The sequence below is a fragment of the Bacteroides gallinarum DSM 18171 = JCM 13658 genome (assembly GCF_000374365.1).
In the GTDB taxonomy this organism is placed as follows: domain Bacteria; phylum Bacteroidota; class Bacteroidia; order Bacteroidales; family Bacteroidaceae; genus Bacteroides; species Bacteroides gallinarum.
This window is the reverse complement of sequence record NZ_KB894135.1, coordinates 61,547-85,901: the sequence shown is the minus strand read 5'-3', so window position 1 is coordinate 85,901 and position 24,355 is coordinate 61,547. Positions and strand designations below refer to the sequence as shown.

At 39.4% G+C, this 24,355-nt stretch carries 22 protein-coding genes; all 22 read left to right on the top strand.

Features of this window, described 5'->3' with window-relative positions; all coding sequences use genetic code 11:
- Positions 1–267 precede the first annotated feature (267 nt).
- The 22 genes from C233_RS0112945 to lepA all read left to right on the top strand — a co-directional run bounded on the left by C233_RS0112945 (position 268) and on the right by lepA (position 23,840).
- The gene (locus C233_RS0112945) at positions 268–867 is read left to right on the top strand and encodes a UpxY family transcription antiterminator (RefSeq protein WP_018667995.1); all 600 of its coding nucleotides are present in this window, start codon (positions 268–270) and stop codon (positions 865–867) included.
- 39 nt (positions 868–906) lie between these two features.
- A complete protein-coding gene (locus C233_RS0112940; protein ID WP_018667994.1) occupies positions 907–1,383 on the top strand; it encodes a UpxZ family transcription anti-terminator antagonist in 477 nt (158 codons plus the stop codon).
- Between the two features lie 88 nt (positions 1,384–1,471).
- Positions 1,472–2,563, top strand: a complete 1,092-nt coding sequence (locus tag C233_RS0112935) for an MraY family glycosyltransferase (protein ID WP_018667993.1) — start codon at positions 1,472–1,474, stop codon at positions 2,561–2,563.
- Between the two features lie 446 nt (positions 2,564–3,009).
- The gene (locus C233_RS0112930) at positions 3,010–4,533 is read left to right on the top strand and encodes an MATE family efflux transporter (RefSeq protein WP_018667992.1); all 1,524 of its coding nucleotides are present in this window, start codon (positions 3,010–3,012) and stop codon (positions 4,531–4,533) included.
- The gene (locus C233_RS25075; RefSeq protein ID WP_018667991.1) at positions 4,517–5,398 is read left to right on the top strand and encodes a sugar 3,4-ketoisomerase; all 882 of its coding nucleotides are present in this window, start codon (positions 4,517–4,519) and stop codon (positions 5,396–5,398) included. The genes C233_RS0112930 and C233_RS25075 overlap by 17 nt, the downstream gene beginning before the upstream one ends.
- Entirely contained in the window at positions 5,395–6,504 is a 1,110-nt protein-coding gene (locus C233_RS0112920) for a DegT/DnrJ/EryC1/StrS family aminotransferase (protein WP_018667990.1), read from the top strand. Before C233_RS25075 ends, C233_RS0112920 begins: the two co-directional genes overlap by 4 nt.
- A 1-nt stretch (position 6,505) precedes the next feature.
- The gene (locus C233_RS23260; RefSeq protein ID WP_018667989.1) at positions 6,506–7,537 is read left to right on the top strand and encodes a glycosyltransferase family 2 protein; all 1,032 of its coding nucleotides are present in this window, start codon (positions 6,506–6,508) and stop codon (positions 7,535–7,537) included.
- The gene (locus tag C233_RS0112910) at positions 7,537–8,742 is read left to right on the top strand and encodes a Coenzyme F420 hydrogenase/dehydrogenase, beta subunit C-terminal domain (RefSeq protein ID WP_026314851.1); all 1,206 of its coding nucleotides are present in this window, start codon (positions 7,537–7,539) and stop codon (positions 8,740–8,742) included. The genes C233_RS23260 and C233_RS0112910 overlap by 1 nt, the downstream gene beginning before the upstream one ends.
- Positions 8,743–8,758: 16 nt before the next feature.
- The gene (locus C233_RS0112905; protein WP_018667987.1) at positions 8,759–9,874 is read left to right on the top strand and encodes a polysaccharide pyruvyl transferase family protein; all 1,116 of its coding nucleotides are present in this window, start codon (positions 8,759–8,761) and stop codon (positions 9,872–9,874) included.
- A 41-nt stretch (positions 9,875–9,915) separates the two neighbouring features.
- Entirely contained in the window at positions 9,916–11,136 is a 1,221-nt protein-coding gene (locus tag C233_RS0112900; RefSeq protein WP_081626124.1) for an O-antigen ligase family protein, read from the top strand.
- A gap of 52 nt (positions 11,137–11,188) precedes the next feature.
- A complete protein-coding gene (locus C233_RS0112895; protein WP_025069156.1) occupies positions 11,189–12,274 on the top strand; it encodes a glycosyltransferase family 4 protein in 1,086 nt (361 codons plus the stop codon).
- Positions 12,275–12,281: 7 nt separating this feature from the next.
- Complete coding sequence (locus C233_RS0112890) at positions 12,282–13,373, top strand: DUF1972 domain-containing protein (RefSeq protein ID WP_018667984.1); 1,092 nt, start codon at positions 12,282–12,284, stop codon at positions 13,371–13,373.
- An 808-nt stretch (positions 13,374–14,181) separates the two neighbouring features.
- Complete coding sequence (locus C233_RS0112885) at positions 14,182–14,415, top strand: hypothetical protein (RefSeq protein ID WP_018667983.1); 234 nt, start codon at positions 14,182–14,184, stop codon at positions 14,413–14,415.
- A 152-nt stretch (positions 14,416–14,567) separates the two neighbouring features.
- Complete coding sequence (gene pheT, locus C233_RS0112880) at positions 14,568–17,030, top strand: phenylalanine--tRNA ligase subunit beta (RefSeq protein ID WP_018667982.1); 2,463 nt, start codon at positions 14,568–14,570, stop codon at positions 17,028–17,030.
- 231 nt (positions 17,031–17,261) lie between these two features.
- A complete protein-coding gene (locus C233_RS0112875) occupies positions 17,262–17,996 on the top strand; it encodes a YebC/PmpR family DNA-binding transcriptional regulator (protein WP_025069157.1) in 735 nt (244 codons plus the stop codon).
- Entirely contained in the window at positions 17,996–18,241 is a 246-nt protein-coding gene (locus tag C233_RS0112870) for a TIGR03905 family TSCPD domain-containing protein (RefSeq protein WP_018667980.1), read from the top strand. The genes C233_RS0112875 and C233_RS0112870 overlap by 1 nt, the downstream gene beginning before the upstream one ends.
- 246 nt (positions 18,242–18,487) lie before the next feature.
- On the top strand, positions 18,488–19,747 hold the full coding sequence (locus C233_RS0112865) for an Nramp family divalent metal transporter (RefSeq protein WP_018667979.1): 1,260 nt from the start codon (positions 18,488–18,490) through the stop codon (positions 19,745–19,747).
- On the top strand, positions 19,747–20,358 hold the full coding sequence (locus C233_RS0112860) for a methylated-DNA--[protein]-cysteine S-methyltransferase (protein WP_018667978.1): 612 nt from the start codon (positions 19,747–19,749) through the stop codon (positions 20,356–20,358). Before C233_RS0112865 ends, C233_RS0112860 begins: the two co-directional genes overlap by 1 nt.
- Entirely contained in the window at positions 20,355–21,119 is a 765-nt protein-coding gene (locus tag C233_RS0112855; protein WP_018667977.1) for an exodeoxyribonuclease III, read from the top strand. Before C233_RS0112860 ends, C233_RS0112855 begins: the two co-directional genes overlap by 4 nt.
- Before the next feature lie 6 nt (positions 21,120–21,125).
- On the top strand, positions 21,126–21,584 hold the full coding sequence (locus C233_RS0112850; RefSeq protein WP_018667976.1) for a C-GCAxxG-C-C family protein: 459 nt from the start codon (positions 21,126–21,128) through the stop codon (positions 21,582–21,584).
- A 158-nt stretch (positions 21,585–21,742) separates the two neighbouring features.
- Positions 21,743–21,943: a winged helix-turn-helix domain-containing protein gene (locus tag C233_RS0112845; protein ID WP_018667975.1), complete on the top strand. Its 201-nt coding sequence runs from the start codon at positions 21,743–21,745 to the stop codon at positions 21,941–21,943.
- 112 nt (positions 21,944–22,055) lie between these two features.
- The gene (gene lepA, locus C233_RS0112840) at positions 22,056–23,840 is read left to right on the top strand and encodes a translation elongation factor 4 (protein ID WP_018667974.1); all 1,785 of its coding nucleotides are present in this window, start codon (positions 22,056–22,058) and stop codon (positions 23,838–23,840) included.
- Positions 23,841–24,355 lie beyond the last annotated feature (515 nt).

Sequence of the window (24,355 nt, the reverse complement as noted above, 5' to 3'; positions counted from 1 at the left end):
GTTTATTAAACGAACGTCTAAAAAAACATATTCGTTTTTAAATCGTTCGCTTATAGCCTTTTAAGAGCTTATTAATATCACATAACTGTTTCAACGTTCTCTTTCTGTGATAGTGGGGAATTTTGGGATAATATGGATGCAGACTAAACTATTGACTATAATTGCATTACATGAATTGACCGGGAGGTACTTCGTTACTCCGGTGTCCCCAAAGAATGTCCTTTTCACAAGCTTCTATTTAACCCGAAATTTTACGATTCTTACGTAATGTCCTGTTCATCAGAAAAGGCCGAATCCGAACTGCAATGCGTTTCCGATTGCCAATCGAACAAAGATTGCCAGCTACACTGGTATGCTGTCCGCGTGACTTATAGCCGTGAGTTGGCTCTGAAAGAGTTTTTGGATAAGGAAAATATAGAGAATTTCATTCCTATGCATTACGAGTATATAATAAGGAATGAACGCCGTGTCCGCAAGCTTGTCCCTGCCATACACAATTTGGTCTTTGTCCGTTCTACCCGTGCATGTATCGATGAAATCAAAAACAATCTTGCGCTGAATATACCTGTCCGCTACATTATGAATAGGGAAACCCGCCAACCGGTTATTATTCCGGATGCACAGATGCGTAGTTTCATATTGGTTGCAGGCACGTATGATGAAGCCGTTATTTATGTGGAACCGGAAGAACTGAAACTGGTGAAAGGTACTAAGGTACGTATCACCGGCGGAGTTTTCGAAGGGGCTGTCGGCGAATTTGTCCGCCTTCGTCACGACCGTCGTGTGGTTGTGAATATAGAAGGTGTTATGGCGGTTGCCACTACATTTATCCACTCTTCACTTATAGAACCGATAAATACTGACTAAAAATTTTGTAACTCAATAACTTCTATATTTTTAGATAAAATGAACGACCACGTTTCATCTTTGTACACTCTTGCCCATGAGCTTTTGAATTTGGGCATGGACGGCAGTCCCATTTACAGCGACCACTTCGCCCGTTTGAACCGCGAAGTTTATGAACAGGCACTTAAGTTGTATAGTACTTTGGAAGGTAGTACTCCGGAAGAAGAGGCCGAACTCTGCCTTGCCATTCTGGTGGCGTTGAATGCTACTTTCTATGACAATGGGCGTAAGCAGCAATATATCCAGCATCTGCTCGACCGCTGCTGGAATATTCTCGACAAGCTCCCGGCTTCGCTTTTAAAAGTACGTCTTCTGACTTATTGCTATGGCGAGGTTTATGAAGAAGAACTTGCCAAAGAAGCGCATGCTATTATTGATACTTGGGATGTATCCTCTTTAACTCCCGAACAGATAGAAATTATCGGTGAACTGAAGAATATGGAGGAAAACCAGTATCCTTTCGAGATTGTAGATTAATCCGGTCTGACAGTCTTTACCCCCCCCTTAGTCACTACGTTTAAGTTTTCAGCTATTGATTGCTAATCACTAAACATCGATTATCATAGTGAACTTTTTCTTTATCGTTCTTACCTTTTTGATATCGGCATTTATCGCCCGTATCCTGATACCCCGTATCTTGTTGATATCCCTTCGCAAGAAACTTTTTGACATTCCGGATAACCGCAAGGTGCATAAGAAGGCGATACCCCGTTTGGGAGGCGTATCTTTCTTCCCAACCACTTTGTTCTCTTTCTGTCTCGTCTACGCTTTCCGGTTGCTGTGTGGCGATAGTGTTTCGACGGTCTATGCAAGTTATCTGTTACCGGAGTTATTGTTGTTTGCCTGCGGAATGACCTTGCTTTACCTGACGGGTATCGCCGACGACCTTGTCGGTGTCCGTTATCGCCAGAAGTTTGTAATCCAAATCTTCTGTGCCTGTCTTTTCCCTTTATCAGGGCTTTGGATAAACGATTTGTACGGTTTGTTCGGCATACACGAACTGTCGGCGTATGTCGGTATGCCCTTTACTGTATTGACGATAGTTTTCATCACCAATGCTATCAACCTGATTGACGGAATCGACGGCCTTGCTTCCGGTTTGAGCAGTGTGGCATTATTAATTTTTACCTTTTTGTTTATCAGTAAGGGGTTGTGGAGCTATGCCATGCTTTCTGCCGGTACTTTCGGCGTACTTGTGCCATTTTTTTATTACAATGTTTTCGGTAGCGTGGAACGTGCCCGTAAGATTTTTATGGGCGATACGGGTAGCCTGACTTTAGGTTATACCCTCAGTTTCCTTGCTATAAAATACAGTCAGTTGAATACGGATGTCATGCCTTATACCGAAGGTGCTTTCATCATAGCTTTCAGTACAATGATTATCCCTGCGTTCGATGTCGTTCGTGTCGTCTTAGTCCGCATTCGTGAGGGGCATAGTCCTTTTGAACCGGATAAAAATCATATCCACCATAAATTGTTGGCGATAGGTCTGTCACCGAGAAAGGCAATGCTGAGCTTGCTTTGCATGTCTTGTGCTTTCAGTGCAGCCAATATTTTGCTGATGCCTTATGTGAATAATACAGCGATGTTGGTAACTGATATCGTGATTTGGGTAGGGCTGAATTTGTGGTGGGATTATTTGAGGGATAAAAAGTAAAATATTTGTTTGTTAGGAATTAAATCCTAAACAAACAAAGATATATTGTCATGAAAGCAAGGGATTCAGAGTTGGGTGTATAATACTTAATTATAAATCATTAAATAACAAAACTATAACTTCTATTGGCGTTACTGGTAATAAAGATAAACTACAGCAGTACTTGGAATTGCCGAATGAGGATGAAATACCTTGTTGCTTTATCGAAAAAGAATTAAACGAAGAAGTCTGAAGTAACTGACTTTGCTAATGACGAAGAAGTAGCTGCTATGTTCACAAAATGAAGATTTTGATAAGTAACTTTATTAGGGGGATACTCAAATATGGTCATTGAAACGAAATTAATTATCGGGAAGTAAATAATAACTGAAAGTTTAACTGTTTTAATTTATAAAAAGTTGTCTTAAGGTGCCTTTCTTAGGCATGCATTCCAATGTTCACTTATAATGGCTAATAATCATTTGATAGCTAAAAATACTATTTTTTTATATATCCGTATGCTTTTAAGCATGGGAATATATCTTTATACAACAAGGGTTGTATTAAGTATTTTGGGTATTGAAGATTATGGTATTTATAATGTTGTAGGAGGGCTGGTAGCTATGCTTTCATTTCTAAATGCTACTATGTCAGGAGCAACTTCACGTTTTATTACATTTGAATTAGGAAAGAATTCTTCAAAAGTACAAACAGTTTTTTCTGTAGCTTTAACTATACATATAATTATTGCTTTAATCGTGTTCCTCATAGGAGAGACTTTTGGTGTTTGGTTCTTGGAAAACGAACTAACAATTCCTGCTACCAAAATGTACGAGGCTAAATGGCTTTTACAATTTTCAATCGTGACAATGATATTTTCTTTTACTCAAGTTCCTTATAATGCAAGTATCATTGCCCACGAAAAAATGAATATATATGCCTATTTTGAATTGGTGAACGTAGGGTTAAAACTTCTGTCTGTTTATTTGCTTTTAATCATTGATACTAATAAATTGATTTTTTATGGGGCAATAGTTATGTTAACACAGATAAGTGTTACATTATTGTATAGATTATATTGCATAAATAAATGGGAGCATTGTAAGTTTAAGCTTTCTTTAGATAGGGAATTTCTAAGACCTTTATTGTCTTATTCTGGTTGGGATTTATTTGGAAATGCTAGTTTGGTTGCACGTACTCAAGGTGTTAATATCTTATTAAATATTTTTTTTGGAGCTGTTATGAATGCAGCTGCAGGAATTGCCATGCAGGTACAAACAGCCGCAATGTCTTTTGCTACTAATGTGATGACTGCTTTTCGTCCTCAAATAGTTAAAACTTATGCAGCGAAATCATATAGTGAAATGATTAATCTTATTTCTTTGGGGAGTATTATTACTTATGTACTTTATTTAATAATAGTTACCCCTTTGATTTTTGAGATGGACTTTATTCTGCATATATGGTTAAAGGAAGTACCTGACTATGCGGTCTGCTTCTGTCAGTTGGCTTTATTAATGGATCTTTTCTCAAATTCTGGGCGTTTTTTGATGATAGGTATAGATGCAACAGGACGTATAAAAGAAACTAGTTTACAATTGGGATGTTTATATTTATTTGTGATACCAATTTCGTATATCTTATTTAAATGTCAAGCGGAACCGTATACTCCATATGTTTATAATCTACTTACTCCTTTATTGGCAATTCCTATAAATTTGTTTTGGCTTCATAGATATATAAGAAAATTTTCCCCTATGGCCTATTTCAGTAAGATAATTGTCCGTTTAATCTACGTAACATTTATTTCTTTGTCTATAGGATTGATTATTAGGGAGAATATGGATGTTACTTGGGCTAGATTATTTATGATATTTATTTGTTGTAGTTTTAGTTCTTTGCTTCTGTCTTTTTATATCTGTCTGAGCCACTCACAACGGACAGTTTTATTAACAGCTATAAAATCTAAATTAAATGGAAGAAAAGAGTAGGCTTATAGCTTTACCTAAAATTTTAGATAAACGTGGTAATTTATCTTTTATTGAAAGTTTGCAACATATTCCTTTTGAAATAAAAAGAGCACATTGGATTTATGATGTTCCTGGTGGGCAAACTCGAGGAGGACATGCTTACATTGAAACTCAGGAGTTTATAGTGGCTATGTCTGGTAGCTTTGATGTCATACTACATGAAAGTGAAGGTAATAAGACAATTTCATTAAATCGTTCTTATTATGGTCTGTATGTACCAGCTGGCATATGGAGAGAATTGTGCAATTTTTCTAGTAATTCTTTAGCTTTGGTACTTTCATCGACATATTTTGATGTAGCAGACTATATTGACAATTATAATGTATATCAAAGAAAAACTTATCGTAAAGATTGGAATGATAGTGAAATTATCAATAGGATGGTAAAAGCTCAAGAATATGACGCACATAAAACATCTGTTTTTGATTGTACTTTATTAGAATTGGATAAACATACAAGTGAACTTGGAAATTTATCTGTTATGGAAAATGGGCATTCCATTCCTTTTGACATAAAAAGAGCCTATTATCTTTATGATATTCCTGGTGGGCAATCTCGTGGGGCTCATGCACATAAAAAATTACAACAGTTTATCGTTTCTGTTGGAGGTAGTTTTGATATTACTTTAGATGATGGTTTTAATAAAAGAACATTTACGTTGAGTAGGCCCTATTATGGTTTATTGATACCGCCTGGTATTTGGCGTGATTTAGTAAATTTCTCGGCTGGAGCTACTTGTTTGGTTTTGGCATCAGAACATTATGACACAGAGGATTATATTAGAAATTATGATGACTATATAAACTTTAAAAATAGTTTGATATGATAAAGTTTTTAGATTTACAAAAAGTGAATGCCTTGTATGCAGATGAGCTGAAATCCGTGACTGCTCAAATTATAGATGAAGGGTGGTTTCTAAACGGAAAATGGAATGAAAAGTTTGCTAATGACTTAAAAGAATATATAGGTTGTAAATATGCTATCCCTTGTGGTAATGGGTTGGATGCATTGCGTCTTATCTTTCGTGCATACAAAGAAATGGGGATTATGGAAGATGGAGATGAAGTAATAGTTCCGGCTAATACATATATTGCCACAGTTTTGGCAATTACAGACAATAACTTAGTTCCGGTTTTTGTTGACCCTTCTGAAGATTCATATAATATTGATATTGAAAAAATAGAGTTATTTATTACACCACGTACAAAAGCTGTGGTCATTGTACATCTCTACGGTCAAGCATGTTGGTCATGTAAGTTGAAAGAATTAAAAGAAAAATATGGGTTGAAAGTCGTTGAAGACAATGCTCAAGGTATCGGTGCAAAATGGAATGGCATTCATACAGGAAATTTAGGCGATGCGGCAGGATTTAGCTTTTATCCAGGTAAAAATTTGGGAGCATTAGGTGATAGCGGTGCTGTAGCTACGAATGATGAAAAATTAGCTTATATTGTAAAAGCGTTAGCCAATTATGGTTCTATAATACGTTATGTGCATGATTATAAAGGATTGAACAGCAGAATGGATGAAATACAGGCGGCTTTTTTATCTGTAAAACTAAAACGTATTGACGAGAGAAATCATATCCGAAAGATGATAGCTAAACGTTATATGACTGAGATACAGAATCCTTATATAATACTTCCAAAAATAATAGAAGACGATATTGATAGTCATGTATTCCACCTATTTGTAATTCGTACACTTTATCGGGAGCAGTTGAAGAATCATTTGACGCAAAATGGTATAGAAACTTTGATTCATTACCCTACGCCGGTATATAAGCAATCATGCTATAAAGAGTATGCTACAGCTTCGTGTGAGTTGTCTGAACGTATACAAAAGGAAATCCTATCTATTCCCATGTCTTCGGTTATGGAGGAAGTTGAAGTGAGAACAGTAATTAGTGCCATAAATCAATTTAAACCCTAAAATGATAATTGTTTCATCAGACTTTATTCAAAACCCTATAGTATCGGTTGTAATAGCTACTTATAATCAGGTTGCATATATTGAAGAAACTATATTGTCTGTCCTTACCCAGCAATGTAGTTATCCTTTTGAAGTAATTGTTGCAGACGATGGTAGTAATGATGGAGAGCGGCAATTACTGTGTAATTTGCAAAAGAAATATTCAAAACTGCTTAAATTGATTTTTAATGAAAAGAATCTAATGGTTGCGCGGAATTATGTCAATGCAATACAAGAAGCAAAGGGAAAATATATTGCAACACTGGATGGTGATGATTATTGGAACGCTGTGGATAAACTTCAGCGGCAAGTGGATATTCTTGAAATGCATTCGGAAATTTCTATTGTATATACTGGTTATCGGAAATTTGAAAGTGATACTAAAAAGACTATAAGCGATGTTAAAACTTGGAAATGTGTAGCTCTCAATAAAAAGGGAATTGAAGCTGCATTTGCATTTGCTTTAGGTGATATTGATTATCCTTTAGGAAGTTCAGCATGTTTCAGGAAAGATAGCTATTTATATGGTTGTGATAAGTATGAGCCATTAATTTCAACTCCCTATTGTGCCGGTGAGGGAACAATTTTAAATATCTCAATGTGTATGGCTGGCTATTTTTATTTCATTCCGGAAGTTATGGTTTCATATAGGATATTACCGGACTCACTTTCTCATTTTGAGAAAAAGGAAGAACTTATTCAGTTTACCTTTAAATATCTAAGACAACGTTTATTAATTGCTGAATTATTAGATTTGGATAAAGTTAAGATTCTTAACCATAGTTTATGGAAAATCTTCTATTTGGCAGTGATTAATGGCATGTTGAAGACGTATATAGCTGAATTGGAAAAACTGGAAGCTGATTATAAAACTCAACTACCTAAAAGTTTTTTTAGAGTATATAGTAATTCTTTGATGATGTTTTTAGGATTTTGGCTTACAAAGTTTGTTTCTCTATTCAAAAACGTAAAGAACCAAGTTAGTAGTTTATAATGATAACTATCTTAGATAAGAAAGATTGTTGCGGATGTTCAGCTTGTATTCAAATATGTCCGAAGCAATGTATTACGATGTTAGAAGACGAGGAAGGATTTTCTTATCCATCGGTAAACATACACAATTGCATTGATTGTCATTTATGTGAGAAGGTATGTCCTGTTTTGCATTTGGGAAAAACTCGTAAACCTCTAAATGTATACGCTGCAAAAAATAGAGATGAAAAAATTCGTTTGCAAAGTTCTTCTGGTGGAGTGTTTACTGTATTAGCAGAGGCTGTGATTAATACAGGTGGAGTCGTTTTTGGCGCAAAGTTTAATGAAGAATGGAAAGTCGTTCATGGATATACGGAGACCAAAGACGGAATAGCCGACTTTCGTGGCTCCAAGTATGTCCAAAGTTGGATGGGAGACAACTTTAGTAAAGTAAAATACTTTTTGGATAATGGAAGAAGGGTCTTATTTTCAGGTACTCCTTGTCAAGTGGCAGGTTTAAAACTTTTTTTGCGTAGGCCATATGAAAATTTATTGACGGTTGATTTTATCTGTCATGGGGTACCAAGCCCAAAAGTTTGGCGAATGTATTTGAAAGAATTTGTGATGAATCAGTCTATTAAATCCGTATCTTCTGATTCTGCATCTGAAAAAAGAATTTCGATTGCAAGTATTTCTTTTAGAGATAAACGTTTAGGTTGGAAAAAATTTAGCTGTGCTTTTACGTTTTCCATATCTGATAATAATGGAGAGAAGAAGCTGGTTTCATCATCAGAGGTATTTTCTAAGAATACATATATGAAAGGATTTTTAGAGAATTTGTATTTAAGACCGGCATGTCATCATTGTCCGGCAAAATGTTTGAGTAGTGGAAGTGATATAACAATTGCTGATTTTTGGGGAATGAATAAAGTGCTATGCAATAAAGATGATGATTGGGGATATAGTGTGATGATGGTGAACAGTATGAATACTTCATTAAAATTAATCGCAGAATTGGACACTACAAAAATCTGTTATGAGGATGTATTACGATATAACTCACCTATTGAAAAGTCGGCAGATCCAAACATAAACAGAAATTATTTTTTCTCTAATCTTGAAAAGAAAAGTTTATCTCTATTAATACCTCATGCTTTATATAGAAGATGCCTTTTAAAATTAATATATAGGATAAGAAGAAAGATAAATCTTTTAGTAAATCAATAGAAAAAGATTTTAGTATATGAAGATAGGTATTGTTACATTTTGGAGTAGTAAAGATAATTATGGACAGTTATTACAGTTGTTTGCCCTACAAACATTTTTGAAAGAATTAGGGCATGAATCTTTTTTAATTCGATACGCATTTTGGAAAGATAATTCGATTTCAAAGTTGCTAAAGGAATATTTTTTGTTACCTTGGAGAATTCCATGTGCAATAAAAAATAAAATAACAGAGCGGAAAGTACACAAAAGTAATATAGTACATGAACGTAAATTTACAGATTTCTTATCTGAAAACATATTGTATACAGAGCAAATCTATTCTACTAAAGAGTTGATGCAAAATCCACCAGTTGCAGATTGTTATATAACGGGGAGCGACCAGGTATGGGGGGCATTAAATCCCAATCCCATATTTTTTCTTCAGTTTGGTTCGGAGGAAACTAAAAGAATCTCATTTGCTGCCAGTTTTGGAGATGGAAATAGTTTTTTGAAGGATATATATATTTCAAAGATTACTCCATATCTAAAAAAATTTGATATGGTTACAGTGAGAGAATATAAGGCATTGGAAATTTGCAAAAAAGCCGGTATCAATGGGGCTATGTTATTTCCGGATCCTACATTGCTGATTGATATGTCAAATTATAATCGTTTGTTATCTTCAAATCCATGTACTGATAAATATTGTTTAGTTTATATGTTGGAAGAGGAACAAAAAACTAAAATGAGTATGGATGATATTGCTGCTTTCGTGAAAGGTATAGGGATAAAGATGATATACGTAGCAAGTCAAGGAAGATTCGATAAATATGCTAAGAAATATCCAACTATTCCGCAGTTTTTATCCTATATTAAAAATGCTGATTTTGTAATTACCAATTCTTTTCATGGTACTGTATTTTCAATCATGTATCATAGAAGATTTGCTGTAATCCCTAAAAAGAATGGGAATAATACAAGGATTGAAACTTTATTATCACAATACGGCTTGCAAAAGCATATAGTCAAGGAACTGTCTATGATAAAAATTGCATATAACGATGCTGTTGACTGGAGTTTAATAGACAATATAAACCAAAAGAAGAAAAAGGTGACTGTGGCTTTACTGAAAAAGGTGGTAGGTAAAAAATAGTAGATTAATATTTTATATTTATCTCATTTCATTTTATACTGATGAATTATAGTATTAAACGAGAAGATAGAAATTTCTTGTTATTAAAATTATTTCTTATCTTATCACCTATATGTGATTTATTAACAGGAATTTGTATCTTTAAGTTAGATATGCCTGAGGGTTTTATAGGTTCTCCCTCCCAGATCTACAGGATAATATTTCTATTTATTCTTTTCTTCCGTATTGGTAAAAGGCAGGTAAGGATATGTATTATATTACTTTTATGGATGTTGTTCGTGGAATCCACATGCTTTTTTTATATTGATAATCCACTCCCGTTTATTTCAGGACTTAATTACGCCACCAAGATTGTATTTTTGTTACTTCTTTATTTTTTTGTAAAGACTGTGTTAGATTCTGGAATCCCAATAGTAAAGATATTGCACGTATTTTTATTTGCAGCCTTTCTGTATGCATTAGGTATTATTATCCCGGCTATTTTGGGAATAGGTGTCAGTTCTTATACTGAAGGAACTTTTGGTCAAAAAGGTTTGTATGCATCAGGTAATGCGTTAGGTATATTTATGGGGATTGCAAGTGTACTATGTGTATTGAAGAAAGACAAAACATTTATAGATATCTGTAAATCACTAATATTATTACTCTCATTATTACTTTTGGCAACAAAAACTGCATTACTGTTTTTTGTTGTAACAATATTCTTTTTCATATCGACTCGAAAATCTTATAATAAAATATTATTGTTGTGTTTATTCGCAGGAAGTATCTTTTATTTTTGGAATTACCTGAAAGATGCATTCATGGCTGTATTTGATGTGGTGGTATTTCGTTACGAAATTAGTGACAGTCCTTTAGCTTTTATGTTAAGTAGTAGGGATAATTATGTTATAGATGCATTTACAGAATTCTATGACTCTTCTATGTGGATATTGAAGCTGATAATCGGTGGTGGTGTTTTTATGAGCTATAGAGCAAGTTATTTCGAGGATATGCCATTTAAGCAGTTAGAAATGGATTTTTTTGATATTTTTTTTATGTATGGTTTGATAGGTATTTTTTGTTATATCGGAATAGTTTTGTGGTGTATTAAAAAATCTTATAATAAAGGTTTAGTTTTATTTTCACTTATTATTTTTTTTATCCTTCATTCAGCATTGGCTGGGCATATCCTTTTTGATGGTGTTCCGATGACGGCTGGAGTTATATTAGTAAATATATTGGATAAAAGAAAAGAAGTTCTAGCAGAGTTTAAAGTCTGATTTACCATTTCTTTTGAGTTAGAACAAAGAAGATTGTGGGGCTGGTTATATTATGAAAAAAATTATTTGTTTTCATCTTTTAAATGATTATAGTGGGAGTCCTAAAATTCTGAATTTAATTTTGAAAGGACTATGTATGAAAGGGTATAAAATAGACTTAGTCACCTCTCGAAATAAGGGAATACTTGATGAGCTAAATTCTTACAAGCATATAAAAATGTATCGTTATCATTATTTATTTTCAAATAATTCTCTATTTACGATATTGCGATACTTATATGTACAGCTATATACTTTTTGCTTTTCCTTTCGTTATATCTTTTGTAAAGATGCCATTTTCTATATAAATACATTGTTGCCTGTTGGGCCGGCTTTGGCAGGAAGATTGATGGGAAAAAAAGTAGTCTACCACTATCATGAAAATGCTTTTGCAAAAGGTTTGTTTTATAGAATACTGGCTTTCATGATGCAATGGCTTGCTAATGATATCATTTGCGTTTCTAACTTTCAACGTAGTAATTTAAGGAGAAAAGAACATGCAACTGTTGTTCCTAATTCTTTATCAGCTGATTATGAGGAAAGGTGTAGGGGATGTTATGTAGAAAGAGATTATAAGACCGTACTAATGCTGTCTTCTTTGAAACTGTATAAAGGTATTTTAGAATTTGTGCAATTGTCTGAAAGGTTACCACAATATCATTTTTTACTGGTAATAAATGATGTTCAAAAGAATATTGATAAATTTTGTGCAATGTATAATATCTTGCACCATGAAAATTTAGAAATATGGGATAGGCAATCAGATGTTTTTCCTTTTTATGAACGGGCATCTTTGGTATTAAATCTTACTAATAAAAAAAAAGTATTAGAAACTTTTGGATTAACAGTTTTGGAAGCTATGACTATGGGGTTACCTGTAATTGTTCCTACAGAAGGTGGTATTGCGGAAATGGTTGAGGATGGAGTAAATGGTTATAGAATAGATGTACAAAATTTAGAAGAAATAGAAAATAAAATAAATAAAATATTATTTGACAGGCTTTTGTATCAGTCACTTTGTGAAAATGCCAAAAAAAAATCTGCAAATTATAGTTATGTTTCCATGATTGATAGAATTGATAAGCTATTAGGAAATTGATTTTATTATGAGAAATATTTCAATTATAGGCACTGTAGGAGTACCCGCCAACTATGGTGGTTTTGAATCTTTAGTAGAGAATATCATAGGATGTAATTCTTTAGACGATATACATTATACGGTTTATTGCAGTGCTAAAAACTACTCTCACCGACAATTAGTTTATAAAAATGCAGATTTAAAATATATTCCATTAGATGCCAATGGAAGCCAAAGTATCCTATATGATATCGTCTCTTTGATAAAGGCCACGAAGAAAAGCGATGTGATTTTGATACTGGGTGTTTCTGGGTGTTGCTTTCTTCCAATATACCGTTTATTTTCTAAGAAGTGTCTAATAATCAATATCGATGGTTTGGAACATCGTCGTGAAAAATGGGGAAAATATGCCAAAGCTTTCTTGAAGTTTTCAGAAAAGATGGCAGTGAAGCATGCAGATGTGGTGATAGCTGATAATAAGGGTATTCAGGATTATGTGAAAAAGGAATATGGGACAGAAGCGGAGCTGATAGCCTATGGTGGCGACCATGTGTTGTGTGATATTACGGATGTAGAGGAACAGATATTAGAAAAATACGGACTGAAGAATATTAGTTACTCTTTTTCTTTATGTCGGATAGAACCGGAAAACAATGTGCACGTTATACTAGAAGCTTTTAAAGTTTCCGGTAAAGAATTGTTTTTTGTTGGAAATTGGAACAGGGGCCCGTATGGAAAATCTTTGTTAGAAAAATATGCCAGGTACGGGAATATCCATTTATTGTCTCCTATATATTATGTAAAGACTTTAAATGTATTGAGGAGCCATTGCTCCTTCTACATACATGGGCATAGTGCAGGAGGTACGAATCCTTCGTTGGTAGAAGCTATGTTTTTTGGTAAGCCGATATTGGCCTTTGATGTGATATATAATAGGGAAACAACAGAACAAAAAGCTGATTACTTCTCTTCTGCAGAGATGCTGGAAACTCTTTTACAGAAACCATATTCGGCTTTTAAGACAAATGCTGAAAATATGGTGGAAATCGCGTATAGACGTTATCGTTGGAAAGTAATTGCACATCAATATGAGGTATTATATTCGTATTCGAGTGTCTGAAAATATAAAGAAACGCTTTCGGATATTCTACAGTATATTCAGTCCTTTTTCGGAAAGAAAATAGCAGATAGAGTTGCTATCAAGATTATATCTTTTGCTGACTCATTGAGAATTTCTCCGTATTTGGGAAAACGGTTAGATTATTTAGCCTCATATGGTTAATATATATTTTCTATAAGCAAAATCATATTTATTATTAAATAATAGCTGAAAGAGTAGAGATTATAGTAATGTGGGACGGTCGTCAAAACTCACGTCGTTTACAAAATCTTATAATCGTTTTTTTCACTAAATAAACAGCTTCATAAAAATAGAGAACTATTCTCAAAGTTCCTCATATTCTGTCCTTACATAAAAGTAAAGGTGTTTTATTCATAGAATTTAAGTCATGATATCCTACTGCTAACATTTTCGGAAAAATTTGTTTTCAATTTGTGTGCCATATAGGAGTGATAGCCAATGTTACTGAAACTATGTGGTGGATATAAATTTGGTGGTAATCTTCAAAATTTAGTCTCATATCTTGAGGAGTGACCGAGTAGTGAATGATGATGAATATGATAATCCTCATCAGCCTATGCGAGAACTAAAATTGGATACTCATACCAATGCAGTGGCTACTGTTTTACGATAGTTTTGAGGACGATACCTTATATTCGGTTTGATATTGTACTCATGTTACTATTCTTATGGATGTAGGAAATAATAGTATTATTCGAAAATGCTTAAAAGGGGGGGAGACAACTGCCCTGAGTAGTAGATAAACTTTAAATCGTACAATCGCAGTAAAAAATAAAAAAGCGAACTTATGGATATAAATTATAAAGCACTTGACACCCAGAGAATCAAGGATTATATAGATACTTCGGGAACAGCGGCGACAGTGGAAGCCATTATCCAAAACTCCGGCGCTGACAAGTTGCGGGTATATCCCGCATTGTTCGAGCTGGAGCAGGACGGATATATTGAGGTGATAGAGAGGGAGGAGCTTGGAACACCCTCTGTTGTTCGCAAAAAAGAACATTTGATAAACGACAGGTAACAGCGGTTACTTTGTTTTAGGCGCAGCCGGAATTGCTTAGTTTAGCGGTTCCGGCTGTTTTTGTTTTATTTTCTTCTCCGATAATTCCCTGCCAACCAAAAAATCTTATTAACTTTGCGGGTCACTTTTGGAAACAATAAAAAAATAATGATATGAATATCTCTTATAATTGGTTGAAAGAGTATGTCGATTTCGATTTGACGCCGGACGAAGTTGCCGCTGCACTGACTTCTATCGGATTGGAGACGGGAAGTGTGGAAGAAGTGCAAACCATTAAAGGCGGGCTGGAAGGCCTGGTTATCGGAGAAGTGCTGACATGCGAAGCTCATCCCAATTCAGACCACATGCACATTACGACCGTAAATTTGGGACAGGGCGAACCTGTACAGATAGTATGCGGTGCACCTAACGTGGCAGCCGGACAGAAAGTGGTGGTAGCTACTTTGGGAACGAAACTTTATGACGGCGACGAATGCTTTACAATCAAGAAATCAAAACTCCGCGGTGTAGAATCCAATGGTATGATTTGTGCTGAAGATGAAATCGGTATCGGTACAGACCATGCAGGCATCATCGTATTGCCGGAAACTGCTGTTCCGGGTACGCTTGCCAAAGATTACTATAACATCAAAAGCGACTATGTGCTGGAAGTGGATATTACGCCGAATCGTGCCGACGCCTGCTCGCATTACGGTGTAGCCCGCGACTTGTACGCCTATCTGGTACAGAATGGCAAGCCGACCGCTTTGAAGAAACCCTCTGTAGAAGCTTTTGCCGTTGAGAACCACGACCTGGACATCAAGGTGACGGTGGAAAACAGCGAGGCTTGTCCGCGTTATGCCGGAGTAACTGTGAAAGGAGTAACTGTAAAGGAAAGTCCGGAATGGTTGCAAAACAAGCTCCGCATCATCGGCTTGCGTCCGATAAATAACGTAGTGGATGTTACGAACTATATCGTCCATGCATTCGGCCAGCCGCTGCACTGCTTCGATGCAGACAAGATTAAAGGCGGCGAGGTGATTGTAAAGACAATGCCCGAAGGCACTCCGTTCGTTACGCTGGACGGTGTGGAACGCAAATTGAGCGAACGCGACCTGATGATTTGCAACCGGGAAGAAGCAATGTGTATCGCCGGAGTGTTCGGCGGACTGGATTCCGGTTCCACAGAAGCTACGAAAGACGTGTTCCTTGAAAGTGCCTATTTTCATCCTACCTGGGTGCGTAAGACTGCCCGTCGTCATGGATTGAATACGGATGCTTCTTTCCGTTTTGAAAGAGGTATCGACCCGAACATCACCCTTTACTGCCTGAAACTGGCTGCGATAATGGTGAAAGAGCTTGCCGGCGGTACAATTTCTTCCGATATAAAAGATGTGTGCGCAGCTCCTGCCCAGGATTTCCGGGTAGAGCTTGCCTATGAAAAAGTTCATTCCCTGGTGGGCAAGGTAATTCCGGTAGAGACGATAAAGAGCATCGTAACAAGCTTGGAGATGAAGATTGTCGAAGAAACGGCAGAAGGCCTGGTGCTGGATGTTCCGCCTTATCGTGTGGACGTACAGCGCGATTGCGATGTGATAGAAGATATTCTCCGTATTTACGGTTATAATAATGTAGAGATTCCTACAGCCTTGAAGTCCAGCCTGACAACCAAGGGCGAGTGGGACAAGTCTAACAGGTTGCAGAACCTGGTGGCCGAACAATTGGTGGGTTGCGGTTTCAATGAGATTCTGAATAACTCACTGACACGTGCCGCATATTATGACGGACTGGAAGCTTATCCCGCCAAGAACCTCGTAATGCTGATGAATCCGCTTAGCGCAGACTTGAACGCCATGCGCCAGACACTTCTCTTTGGAGGGCTGGAGAGTATCTCTCATAATGCTAACCGCAAGAATGCCGATTTGAGATTTTTCGAATTCGGTAATTGCTATTACTTCAACGAGGAGAAACGTAATCCGGAGAAGGCACTCGCTCCTTATTCGGAAGATTATCATCTGGGTTTATGGGTTACCGGCAAGAGGGTTTCCAACTCATGGGCGCATCCGGACGAGAACAGTTCCGTATACGAGTTGAAAGCATATGTCGAGAACATTTTTGCCCGTTTAGGATTGCAGATGCACGATTTGGTAGTAGGCAACCTGACGGACGATATTTATGCGGCGGCTTTGTCCGTACAGACGAGAGGCGGCAAGCGTTTGGCTACGTTCGGTGTGGTTACGAAGAAACTCCTAAAGGCGTTCGACATCGACAATGAAGTGTATTTTGCCGACCTGAACTGGAAGGAACTGATGAAAGCCATTAAGAACGTAAAAGTAAACTATACTGAAATCTCTAAGTTCCCGGCCGTGAAACGCGACCTCGCTTTGTTGCTCGACAAGAAGGTACAGTTTGCCGAAATCGAGAAGATTGCTTATGAAACGGAGAAGAAGTTGCTGAAAGAAGTTACTCTTTTCGATGTTTATGAGGGCAAGAACCTGGAAGCCGGAAAGAAATCGTATGCTGTAAGCTTCTTGTTGCAGGATGAAAGCCAGACTTTGAACGATAAGATGATTGACAAAATCATGTCTAAGTTGGTGAAGAACCTGGAGGAGAAACTGGGCGCAAAACTCCGTTGAGAAAAGCGGATGTAAAGCGTAAGGTCTGAGTGTGAAACATAAGCTGTAAAGCAACAGCATAAAAAATAAAAGTATAAGGTACAGAGTATAAAAACATAAAGTACGGATATAAAGTACAAAGCATAGAGAATACGAAGTATAAATATAAAGAGTGAGATATAAGGTATATGATAGAAATCATAAACCCGAAATCATGAATCTAAAATCATAAATCATAAATATTTAGTTCCAATGGGAAGAGCGTTTGAATATAGAAAAGCTGCCAAATTGAAGAGATGGGGTCATATGGCAAAGACCTTTACAAGACTGGGTAAGCAAATTGCAATAGCAGTGAAGGCAGGCGGACCTGAGCCGGAAAATAACCCTACGTTGCGTTCGGTTATTGCAACCTGCAAGCGTGAGAACATGCCGAAGGACAACATCGAGCGTGCTATCAAGAATGCGATGGGTAAAGACCAGAGCGATTACAAGAGCATGACTTATGAGGGATACGGTCCTCATGGTGTAGCCATATTCGTGGATACCCTGACCGATAACCCTACCCGTACGGTAGCGGATGTACGTAGCGTATTCAATAAATTCGGCGGAAACCTGGGTACAATGGGGTCGCTGGCATTCTTGTTCGACCATAAATGCATGTTTACTTTCAAAAAGAAAGACGGCATGGATATGGAAGAATTCATTCTCGATATGATTGACTTCGATGTCGATGAAGACTATGAGGAGGATGAAGAAGAAGGCACGGTTACTATCTATGGCGACCCGAAAAGCTATGCCGCTATCCAGAAACACCTGGAAGAAGGAGGTTTTGAGGATGTCGGCGGTGAGTTTACCTACATCGCGAACGACTTGAAGGATGTAGAGCCGGAACATCGTGAAACGATTGATAAAATGGTAGAACGCCTGGAAGAGTTCGACGACGTACAGACGGTTTACACTAACATGAAGCCCGAAAGCGAAGAATAATGACTTATACTTACAAGACCAAAGGTACGTGCAGCAGCAATATCGAGCTTGAAGTAGAAAACGGAATCGTAAAGGACGTCGCATTTTGGGGCGGGTGCAATGGCAACCTGCAAGGCCTGTCCCGTCTGGTTGCCGGCATGCCGGTGGATGAGGTGATTACCCGCCTGGAAGGTATCCGGTGCGGTGGACGCCCTACTTCCTGCCCAGACCAGTTATGTAAGGCGTTGCACGAAATAGGATATTAAATCTGCTCTGATTAAAAAGGAGTTGTGTAAAAACATACTTGCTGATTTCTTTCCAGGTACGGGTTACGCGGATTGCATGGAACGGATTAAAAAGAACCGTGAAAATCTGTGTAATCCGTACCTGAAAAGAAATAAATTGTAAGTGCTTTTTGGTTTTTATACAGCTCCTTTTTGTTTTGAACCGAGTTATAGTGCATTTGTTTTTTTATTTGAGTACTTTTACGTCCTCAAAACAAGAACAACATAATGAAGAATATCTTTAAAGACTTACGGCGGAAAGACCACAAACGTTATCTGGGTGGTTTGGATGTGTTCAAATATATCGGTCCGGGCTTATTGGTTACGGTGGGGTTTATCGACCCGGGGAACTGGGCGTCTAATTTTGCAGCAGGCTCGGAGTTCGGTTATTCGCTGCTATGGGTGGTAACCCTTTCCACCGTCATGCTGATTATCTTGCAGCATAATGTGGCGCACCTGGGCATTGTAACCGGTTTGTGCCTCTCGGAGGCAGCCACGCAATATACTCCCAAATGGGTGTCGCGGCCGATATTGGGAACGGCTGTGCTTGCCTCGATTTCTACTTCCCTGGCAGAGATATTGGGTGGAGCCATTGCACTGCAAATGCTGTTGGACATTCCGATTGTGTGGGGTTCGGTGCTGACTACGGTTTTCGTCTCGGTGATGCTTTTTACCAATTCCTATAAGAAGATTGAACGCTCCATTATTGCATTCGTCTCCGTGATAGGCCTTTCTTTCATCTACGAGCTTTTTCTTGTAAAAATAGACTGGCCGGTGGCAGTGCAGGGCTGGACGACACCTTCATTTCCGGAAGGGAGCATGCTGATTATCATGAGCGTGCTCGGCGCCGTGGTGATGCCTCATAACCTGTTTCTCCACTCCGAGGTGATACAGAGCCATGAGTATAATAAGAAAGACGATGCTTCTATCCGTAAAGTGTTGAAATATGAACTGTTCGATACGCTGTTCTCCATGATTGTGGGGTGGGCTATCAACAGTGCGATGATATTGCTGGCGGCCGCCACTTTCTTTAAGGGCGGCATCCAGGTGGAGGAGTTGCAGCAGGCAAAATCGCTGCTGGAACCTTTGTTGGGAAACAGTGCGGGCGTAGTGTTTGCACTCGCATTATTAATGGCGGGCATATCCTCCACGATAACGAGCGGCATGGCGGCGGGTTCCATATTTGCCGGAATATTCGGAGAGTCGTACCACATTAAGGACAGCCACTCGCAGGTGGGAGTAATCCTCTCCTTGGGCATTGCCTTGCTGGTGATTTTCTTTATCGGCGACCCTTTCAAGGGGCTGCTGATTTCGCAAATGGTGCTGAGCATCCAGTTACCCTTTACCGTATTCCTTCAGGTAAGCCTTACTTCGTCCCGCAGGGTAATGGGGCAATACGTAAACAGCAGGTGGAGCACGTTCGTGCTTTACACGATTGCCGCTATCGTAACGGTGTTGAACATTATGTTATTAATATCCAGTTTCTGATGAATTACAATCTGTTGAATGAAAGGTTCGTAACAATAGAACCGTTGACCGGCAGCGGACATTCGCACAAGCTTGCAGGCTTGGTTGCCGGATACTCTTTTGCAGAGACATTTTTGGGAGAGATGTTGATAGGCTCGACATCCGAAGGTGTGTGTTACCTGGCGTTCGTAACCGGAGACAGGGAGGCGTCGTTGGCTGAAATGACAAGCCGGTTTCCCGGAGCCTCCTTTGAAGAACGCACGGACGAATACCAGCGCAGGGCATTGGCTGCCTTGTCTATGGATAAGGAAAGGATAGAAGTAGTACCTTTGCACCTGCGGGGGAGCGACTTCCAGATGCGCGTATGGAAGGAATTGCTGAAAATACCTTTCGGCGAAACGACCACTTACAGCAAGATTGCCGCCGCGCTGCAAAATCCCAAAGCATGCCGGGCGGTAGGTTCGGCTATCGGCGATAATCCGGTGTCCGTACTGATTCCCTGCCACCGGGTGCTGCGTACGGACGGAACGCTCGGCGGCTATCATTGGGGATTGGAGTGTAAGACGCGGCTGCTGGAATGGGAAAGGGAACGGAAAAGAGAGAATGATAAACTAAGAGATACACGGATATGAAGATTATAACTTACAATGTAAACGGTTTGCGAGCTGCCGTAACTAAAGGTTTGCCCGAATGGTTGGCGGCCGAACAACCCGATGTGTTGTGCCTGCAGGAAACCAAGTTGCAGCCGGAACAGTATCCGGCGGAAGCGTTGGATGCGTTGGGGTACAAGCATTATCTGTATTCTGCCCAAAAGAAGGGGTATAGCGGGGTTGCTATCCTCACCAGGCGCGAACCCGACCATGTGGAATATGGCATGGGCATGGAAGAATACGATAACGAAGGTCGCTTTATCCGTGCCGATTACGGCGATTTGTCCATTGTAAGCGTTTATCATCCTTCGGGAACAAGCGGTGACGAGCGCCAGGCCTTTAAAATGGTGTGGCTGGAAAAGTTTCAGCAATATGTGGTGGAGTTGCAGCGCACCCGTCCCAAGCTGATTCTTTGCGGTGACTATAACATCTGCCACGAGGCAATCGATATCCACGACCCTGTCCGTAATGCTACGAACAGCGGTTTCCTGCCGGAAGAAAGAGAGTGGATGACCCGTTTCCTGAATGAAGGATTCATAGATTCTTTCCGCCTGCTTCATCCCGACCGGCAGGAATATACCTGGTGGAGTTACCGTTTCAATTCGCGGGCAAAGAATAAGGGCTGGCGTATAGATTATTGCATGGTGAGCGAGCCGGTGCGTCCGATGTTGAAGGAGGCGCGTATCCTGAATGATGCGGTGCATTCGGACCATTGTCCTATGTTGTTGGAAATTACAGACTGAAATAAGATGATGAAAGATAGAATAGAAAAGGCTGTCGAACTGTTTAAAAGCGGCTATAACTGCTCGCAGTCGGTAGTGGCCGCTTTTGCAGATATGTATGGATTTACGGAAGAACAGGCGCTGCGTATGTCGGCATCTTTCGGCGGCGGTATCGGGCGGATGCGTCAAACATGCGGCGCTGCCTGCGGTATGTTTTTGTTGGCGGGTTTGGAGAAAGGCGCTGTCGACGGTAAAGACCGCGAGGGAAAAGCCGCCAATTATGCCCTGGTGCAAGAACTTGCCGCGGAGTTCGAGAGGCGTAACGGGTCGATGATTTGCGCCGAACTGCTGGGGCTGAAGAAGCCGGAGGGTTCGTCCGTTCCCGAAGCGCGTACGGGGCAGTATTATGCCAAGCGTCCTTGCGCGAAAATGGTGGAAGAAGCGGCTGCGATATGGGCTGAATACTTGGAAAAACGGCAGAAATAGGACGATATTAACCGTTTTTCTGACAGAAAAACGAAAAAAAATACAGTTAACGTGTTATATAACATAAAAATAACTATCTTTGCCGCTGAAATAAAATCTGATTCTTTCTTTTGGGGAGACGGATTTTGATGCATGTCTAACTAAAAAACAAAAAGAAAATGTTAAAAGAAAAAGCTGGTGAAACTGCAGGAAAAATTTGGAATGCACTGAATGAAACTGAGGGTTTAACTGCTAAACAAATCAAGAAAGCTACGAAATTGGTAGACAAGGATTTGTTCTTAGGTCTTGGCTGGTTATTGAGAGAAGACAAGATTTCTACTCAAGAAGTTGAAGGCGAACTGTTTGTAAAGCTGAACTAAGAAAGAGATTGGAATGTTATAAAAAATGCGTTGATACATTTGATATGTTATCAACGCATTTTTTTTTGTCTTCTCCTTTTCGTATCTTTGCGCACCGAAATTTTAGAAACAAATGAAAAAGAATATACGCAACTTCTGTATTATTGCCCATATCGACCACGGCAAGTCCACCCTGGCCGACCGTCTGTTGGAGTTTACCAATACGATACAAGTAACCGAAGGACAGATGCTGGACGACATGGATTTGGAAAAGGAGAGGGGTATCACCATTAAGAGCCATGCTATCCAAATGGAGTATGTGTACAAAGGCGAGAAGTATATTCTGAACCTGATTGATACTCCGGGACATGTGGACTTTTCGTATGAAGTGTCCCGTTCCATTGCCGCCTGCGAAGGAGCGTTGCTGATTGTGGATGCCTCGCAGGGCGTGCAGGCGCAGACTATTTCCAATCTTTATATGGCTATCGAGCACGACCTGGAGATTATTCCGGTCATTAATAAGTGCGATATGGCAAGTGCCATGCCCGAGGAAGTGGAAGATGAAATCGTGGAGTTGCTCGGCTGTAAGCGCGAGGAGATAATCCGTGCTTCCGGCAAGACGGGTATGGGAGTCGAGGAAATCCTCGCTGCGGTTATCGAGCGCATCCCTCATCCCGAAGGCGATGAAGAAGCACCGTTGCAGGCGTTGATATTCGATTCCGTATTCAATTCTTTTCGTGGTATCATAGCTTACTTCAAGATTGTAAACGGAGTAATTCGTAAGGGAGATAAGGTAAAGTTCTTCAATACGGGCAAGGAGTACGATGCGGACGAAATCGGTGTATTGAAAATGGATATGGTTCCCCGTCAGGAGTTGCGTACGGGAGATGTAGGCTATATTATTTCGGGTATCAAGACTTCCAAGGAGGTAAAGGTGGGCGATACGATTACACACATCGCCCGTCCGTGCAAGGAAGCGATTGCCGGTTTCGAGGAAGTGAAGCCAATGGTTTTTGCCGGCGTATATCCTATCGAGGCAGAGGATTTCGAGGACTTGCGCTCATCGTTGGAGAAGTTGCAGTTGAATGATGCTTCATTGACTTTCCAGCCGGAATCATCCCTGGCGTTGGGCTTCGGCTTCCGCTGCGGATTTCTGGGACTGCTCCATATGGAGATTGTGCAGGAGCGCTTAGACCGTGAGTTCGATATGAATGTGATTACCACTGTGCCCAACGTGTCTTATAATATATACGACAAGCAGGGGCATATGACTGAGGTGCATAATCCCGGTAGCATGCCAGACCCTACCCTGATAGACCGTATCGAGGAACCTTATATCCGTGCTTCCGTGATTACCACTACCGACTACATCGGTCCCATTATGACGCTTTGCCTGGGCAAGCGCGGCGAGTTGGTGAAGCAGGAGTACATCTCCGGTAACCGTGTGGAGATATATTATGACATGCCGTTAGGTGAAATCGTTATCGACTTTTACGATAAGCTGAAAAGCATATCCAAGGGCTATGCCTCCTTCGACTATCATGCCAACGGCTTCCGGCCGTCCAAGCTGGTGAAACTGGATATCCTGCTGAATGGCGAGCCGGTGGACGCCCTCTCCACATTGACGCATTTCGATAACGCCTATGAGTTGGGGCGCCGCATGTGCGAGAAACTGAAAGACCTGATTCCGAGACAGCAGTTCGATATTGCTATCCAGGCGGCTATCGGCGCCAAGATTATTTCCCGCGAAACGATAAAAGCCGTCCGTAAGGACGTTACGGCGAAATGCTACGGCGGTGACGTCAGCCGTAAACGCAAGTTGCTGGAAAAGCAGAAAAGAGGTAAGAAACGAATGAAGCAAATCGGTAATGTGGAGGTTCCGCAGAAAGCGTTCCTGGCAGTGCTGAAGCTGGATTAGGAACGTAATTGTTTCAAGGAAACACTATATTGAAGGGGCTGTTTAACGAGTTCCGAAATTCGGCAATCGGGGTTATGCTGGAATTCACCACAGAATTACACGAGCTCACACAGATTGGTGAGGGATATTCAGTAGTATCCTAAAAATATAAAATGGCATGTGTACATGAGTATAGTTTCTCATTCCACATGCCATTTTCATTGTTTATCTATTCTGAACATGGCAAAATTAGCCTTGTATGGTGGTGCTCCGGAAGAAGTCTGAATAGGGACATTCAGTAAATAATATAAAATCAGCCAACTAATTCATACACAAAATATTGCGAATTAGCTGGCTTTTTTGTATCTTTAGGTATTCCCCCGCAAATAAGGTTTGAAGGCCAAAACGGGGGAAATTCCCCGACTAAGATATGGCTAAGATACAAAATATTTCCGAAATTCACCCAACTTTGGGCTTCACAGAATTTGATGTTCTGGAAAAATACCGCAAAAGTTTTAATGAGAGTGAGCTTGGCA

Bases quoted from the DNA above. Each gene is read 5' to 3' on its own strand.
- C233_RS0112945 (WP_018667995.1), top strand. From the start codon at position 268: ATGTCCTGTTCATCAGAAAAGGCCGAATCCGAACTGCAATGCGTTTCC.
- C233_RS0112940 (WP_018667994.1), top strand. From the start codon at position 907: ATGAACGACCACGTTTCATCTTTGTACACTCTTGCCCATGAGCTTTTG.
- C233_RS0112930 (WP_018667992.1), top strand. From the start codon at position 3,010: ATGGCTAATAATCATTTGATAGCTAAAAATACTATTTTTTTATATATC.
- C233_RS25075 (WP_018667991.1), top strand. From the start codon at position 4,517: ATGGAAGAAAAGAGTAGGCTTATAGCTTTACCTAAAATTTTAGATAAA.
- C233_RS0112920 (WP_018667990.1), top strand. From the start codon at position 5,395: ATGATAAAGTTTTTAGATTTACAAAAAGTGAATGCCTTGTATGCAGAT.
- C233_RS23260 (WP_018667989.1), top strand. From the start codon at position 6,506: ATGATAATTGTTTCATCAGACTTTATTCAAAACCCTATAGTATCGGTT.
- C233_RS0112910 (WP_026314851.1), top strand. From the start codon at position 7,537: ATGATAACTATCTTAGATAAGAAAGATTGTTGCGGATGTTCAGCTTGT.
- C233_RS0112905 (WP_018667987.1), top strand. From the start codon at position 8,759: ATGAAGATAGGTATTGTTACATTTTGGAGTAGTAAAGATAATTATGGA.
- C233_RS0112900 (WP_081626124.1), top strand. From the start codon at position 9,916: ATGAATTATAGTATTAAACGAGAAGATAGAAATTTCTTGTTATTAAAA.
- C233_RS0112895 (WP_025069156.1), top strand. From the start codon at position 11,189: ATGAAAAAAATTATTTGTTTTCATCTTTTAAATGATTATAGTGGGAGT.
- C233_RS0112890 (WP_018667984.1), top strand. From the start codon at position 12,282: ATGAGAAATATTTCAATTATAGGCACTGTAGGAGTACCCGCCAACTAT.
- C233_RS0112885 (WP_018667983.1), top strand. From the start codon at position 14,182: ATGGATATAAATTATAAAGCACTTGACACCCAGAGAATCAAGGATTAT.
- pheT (WP_018667982.1), top strand. From the start codon at position 14,568: ATGAATATCTCTTATAATTGGTTGAAAGAGTATGTCGATTTCGATTTG.
- C233_RS0112875 (WP_025069157.1), top strand. From the start codon at position 17,262: ATGGGAAGAGCGTTTGAATATAGAAAAGCTGCCAAATTGAAGAGATGG.
- C233_RS0112870 (WP_018667980.1), top strand. From the start codon at position 17,996: ATGACTTATACTTACAAGACCAAAGGTACGTGCAGCAGCAATATCGAG.
- C233_RS0112865 (WP_018667979.1), top strand. From the start codon at position 18,488: ATGAAGAATATCTTTAAAGACTTACGGCGGAAAGACCACAAACGTTAT.
- C233_RS0112860 (WP_018667978.1), top strand. From the start codon at position 19,747: ATGAATTACAATCTGTTGAATGAAAGGTTCGTAACAATAGAACCGTTG.
- C233_RS0112855 (WP_018667977.1), top strand. From the start codon at position 20,355: ATGAAGATTATAACTTACAATGTAAACGGTTTGCGAGCTGCCGTAACT.
- C233_RS0112850 (WP_018667976.1), top strand. From the start codon at position 21,126: ATGATGAAAGATAGAATAGAAAAGGCTGTCGAACTGTTTAAAAGCGGC.
- C233_RS0112845 (WP_018667975.1), top strand. From the start codon at position 21,743: ATGTTAAAAGAAAAAGCTGGTGAAACTGCAGGAAAAATTTGGAATGCA.
- lepA (WP_018667974.1), top strand. From the start codon at position 22,056: ATGAAAAAGAATATACGCAACTTCTGTATTATTGCCCATATCGACCAC.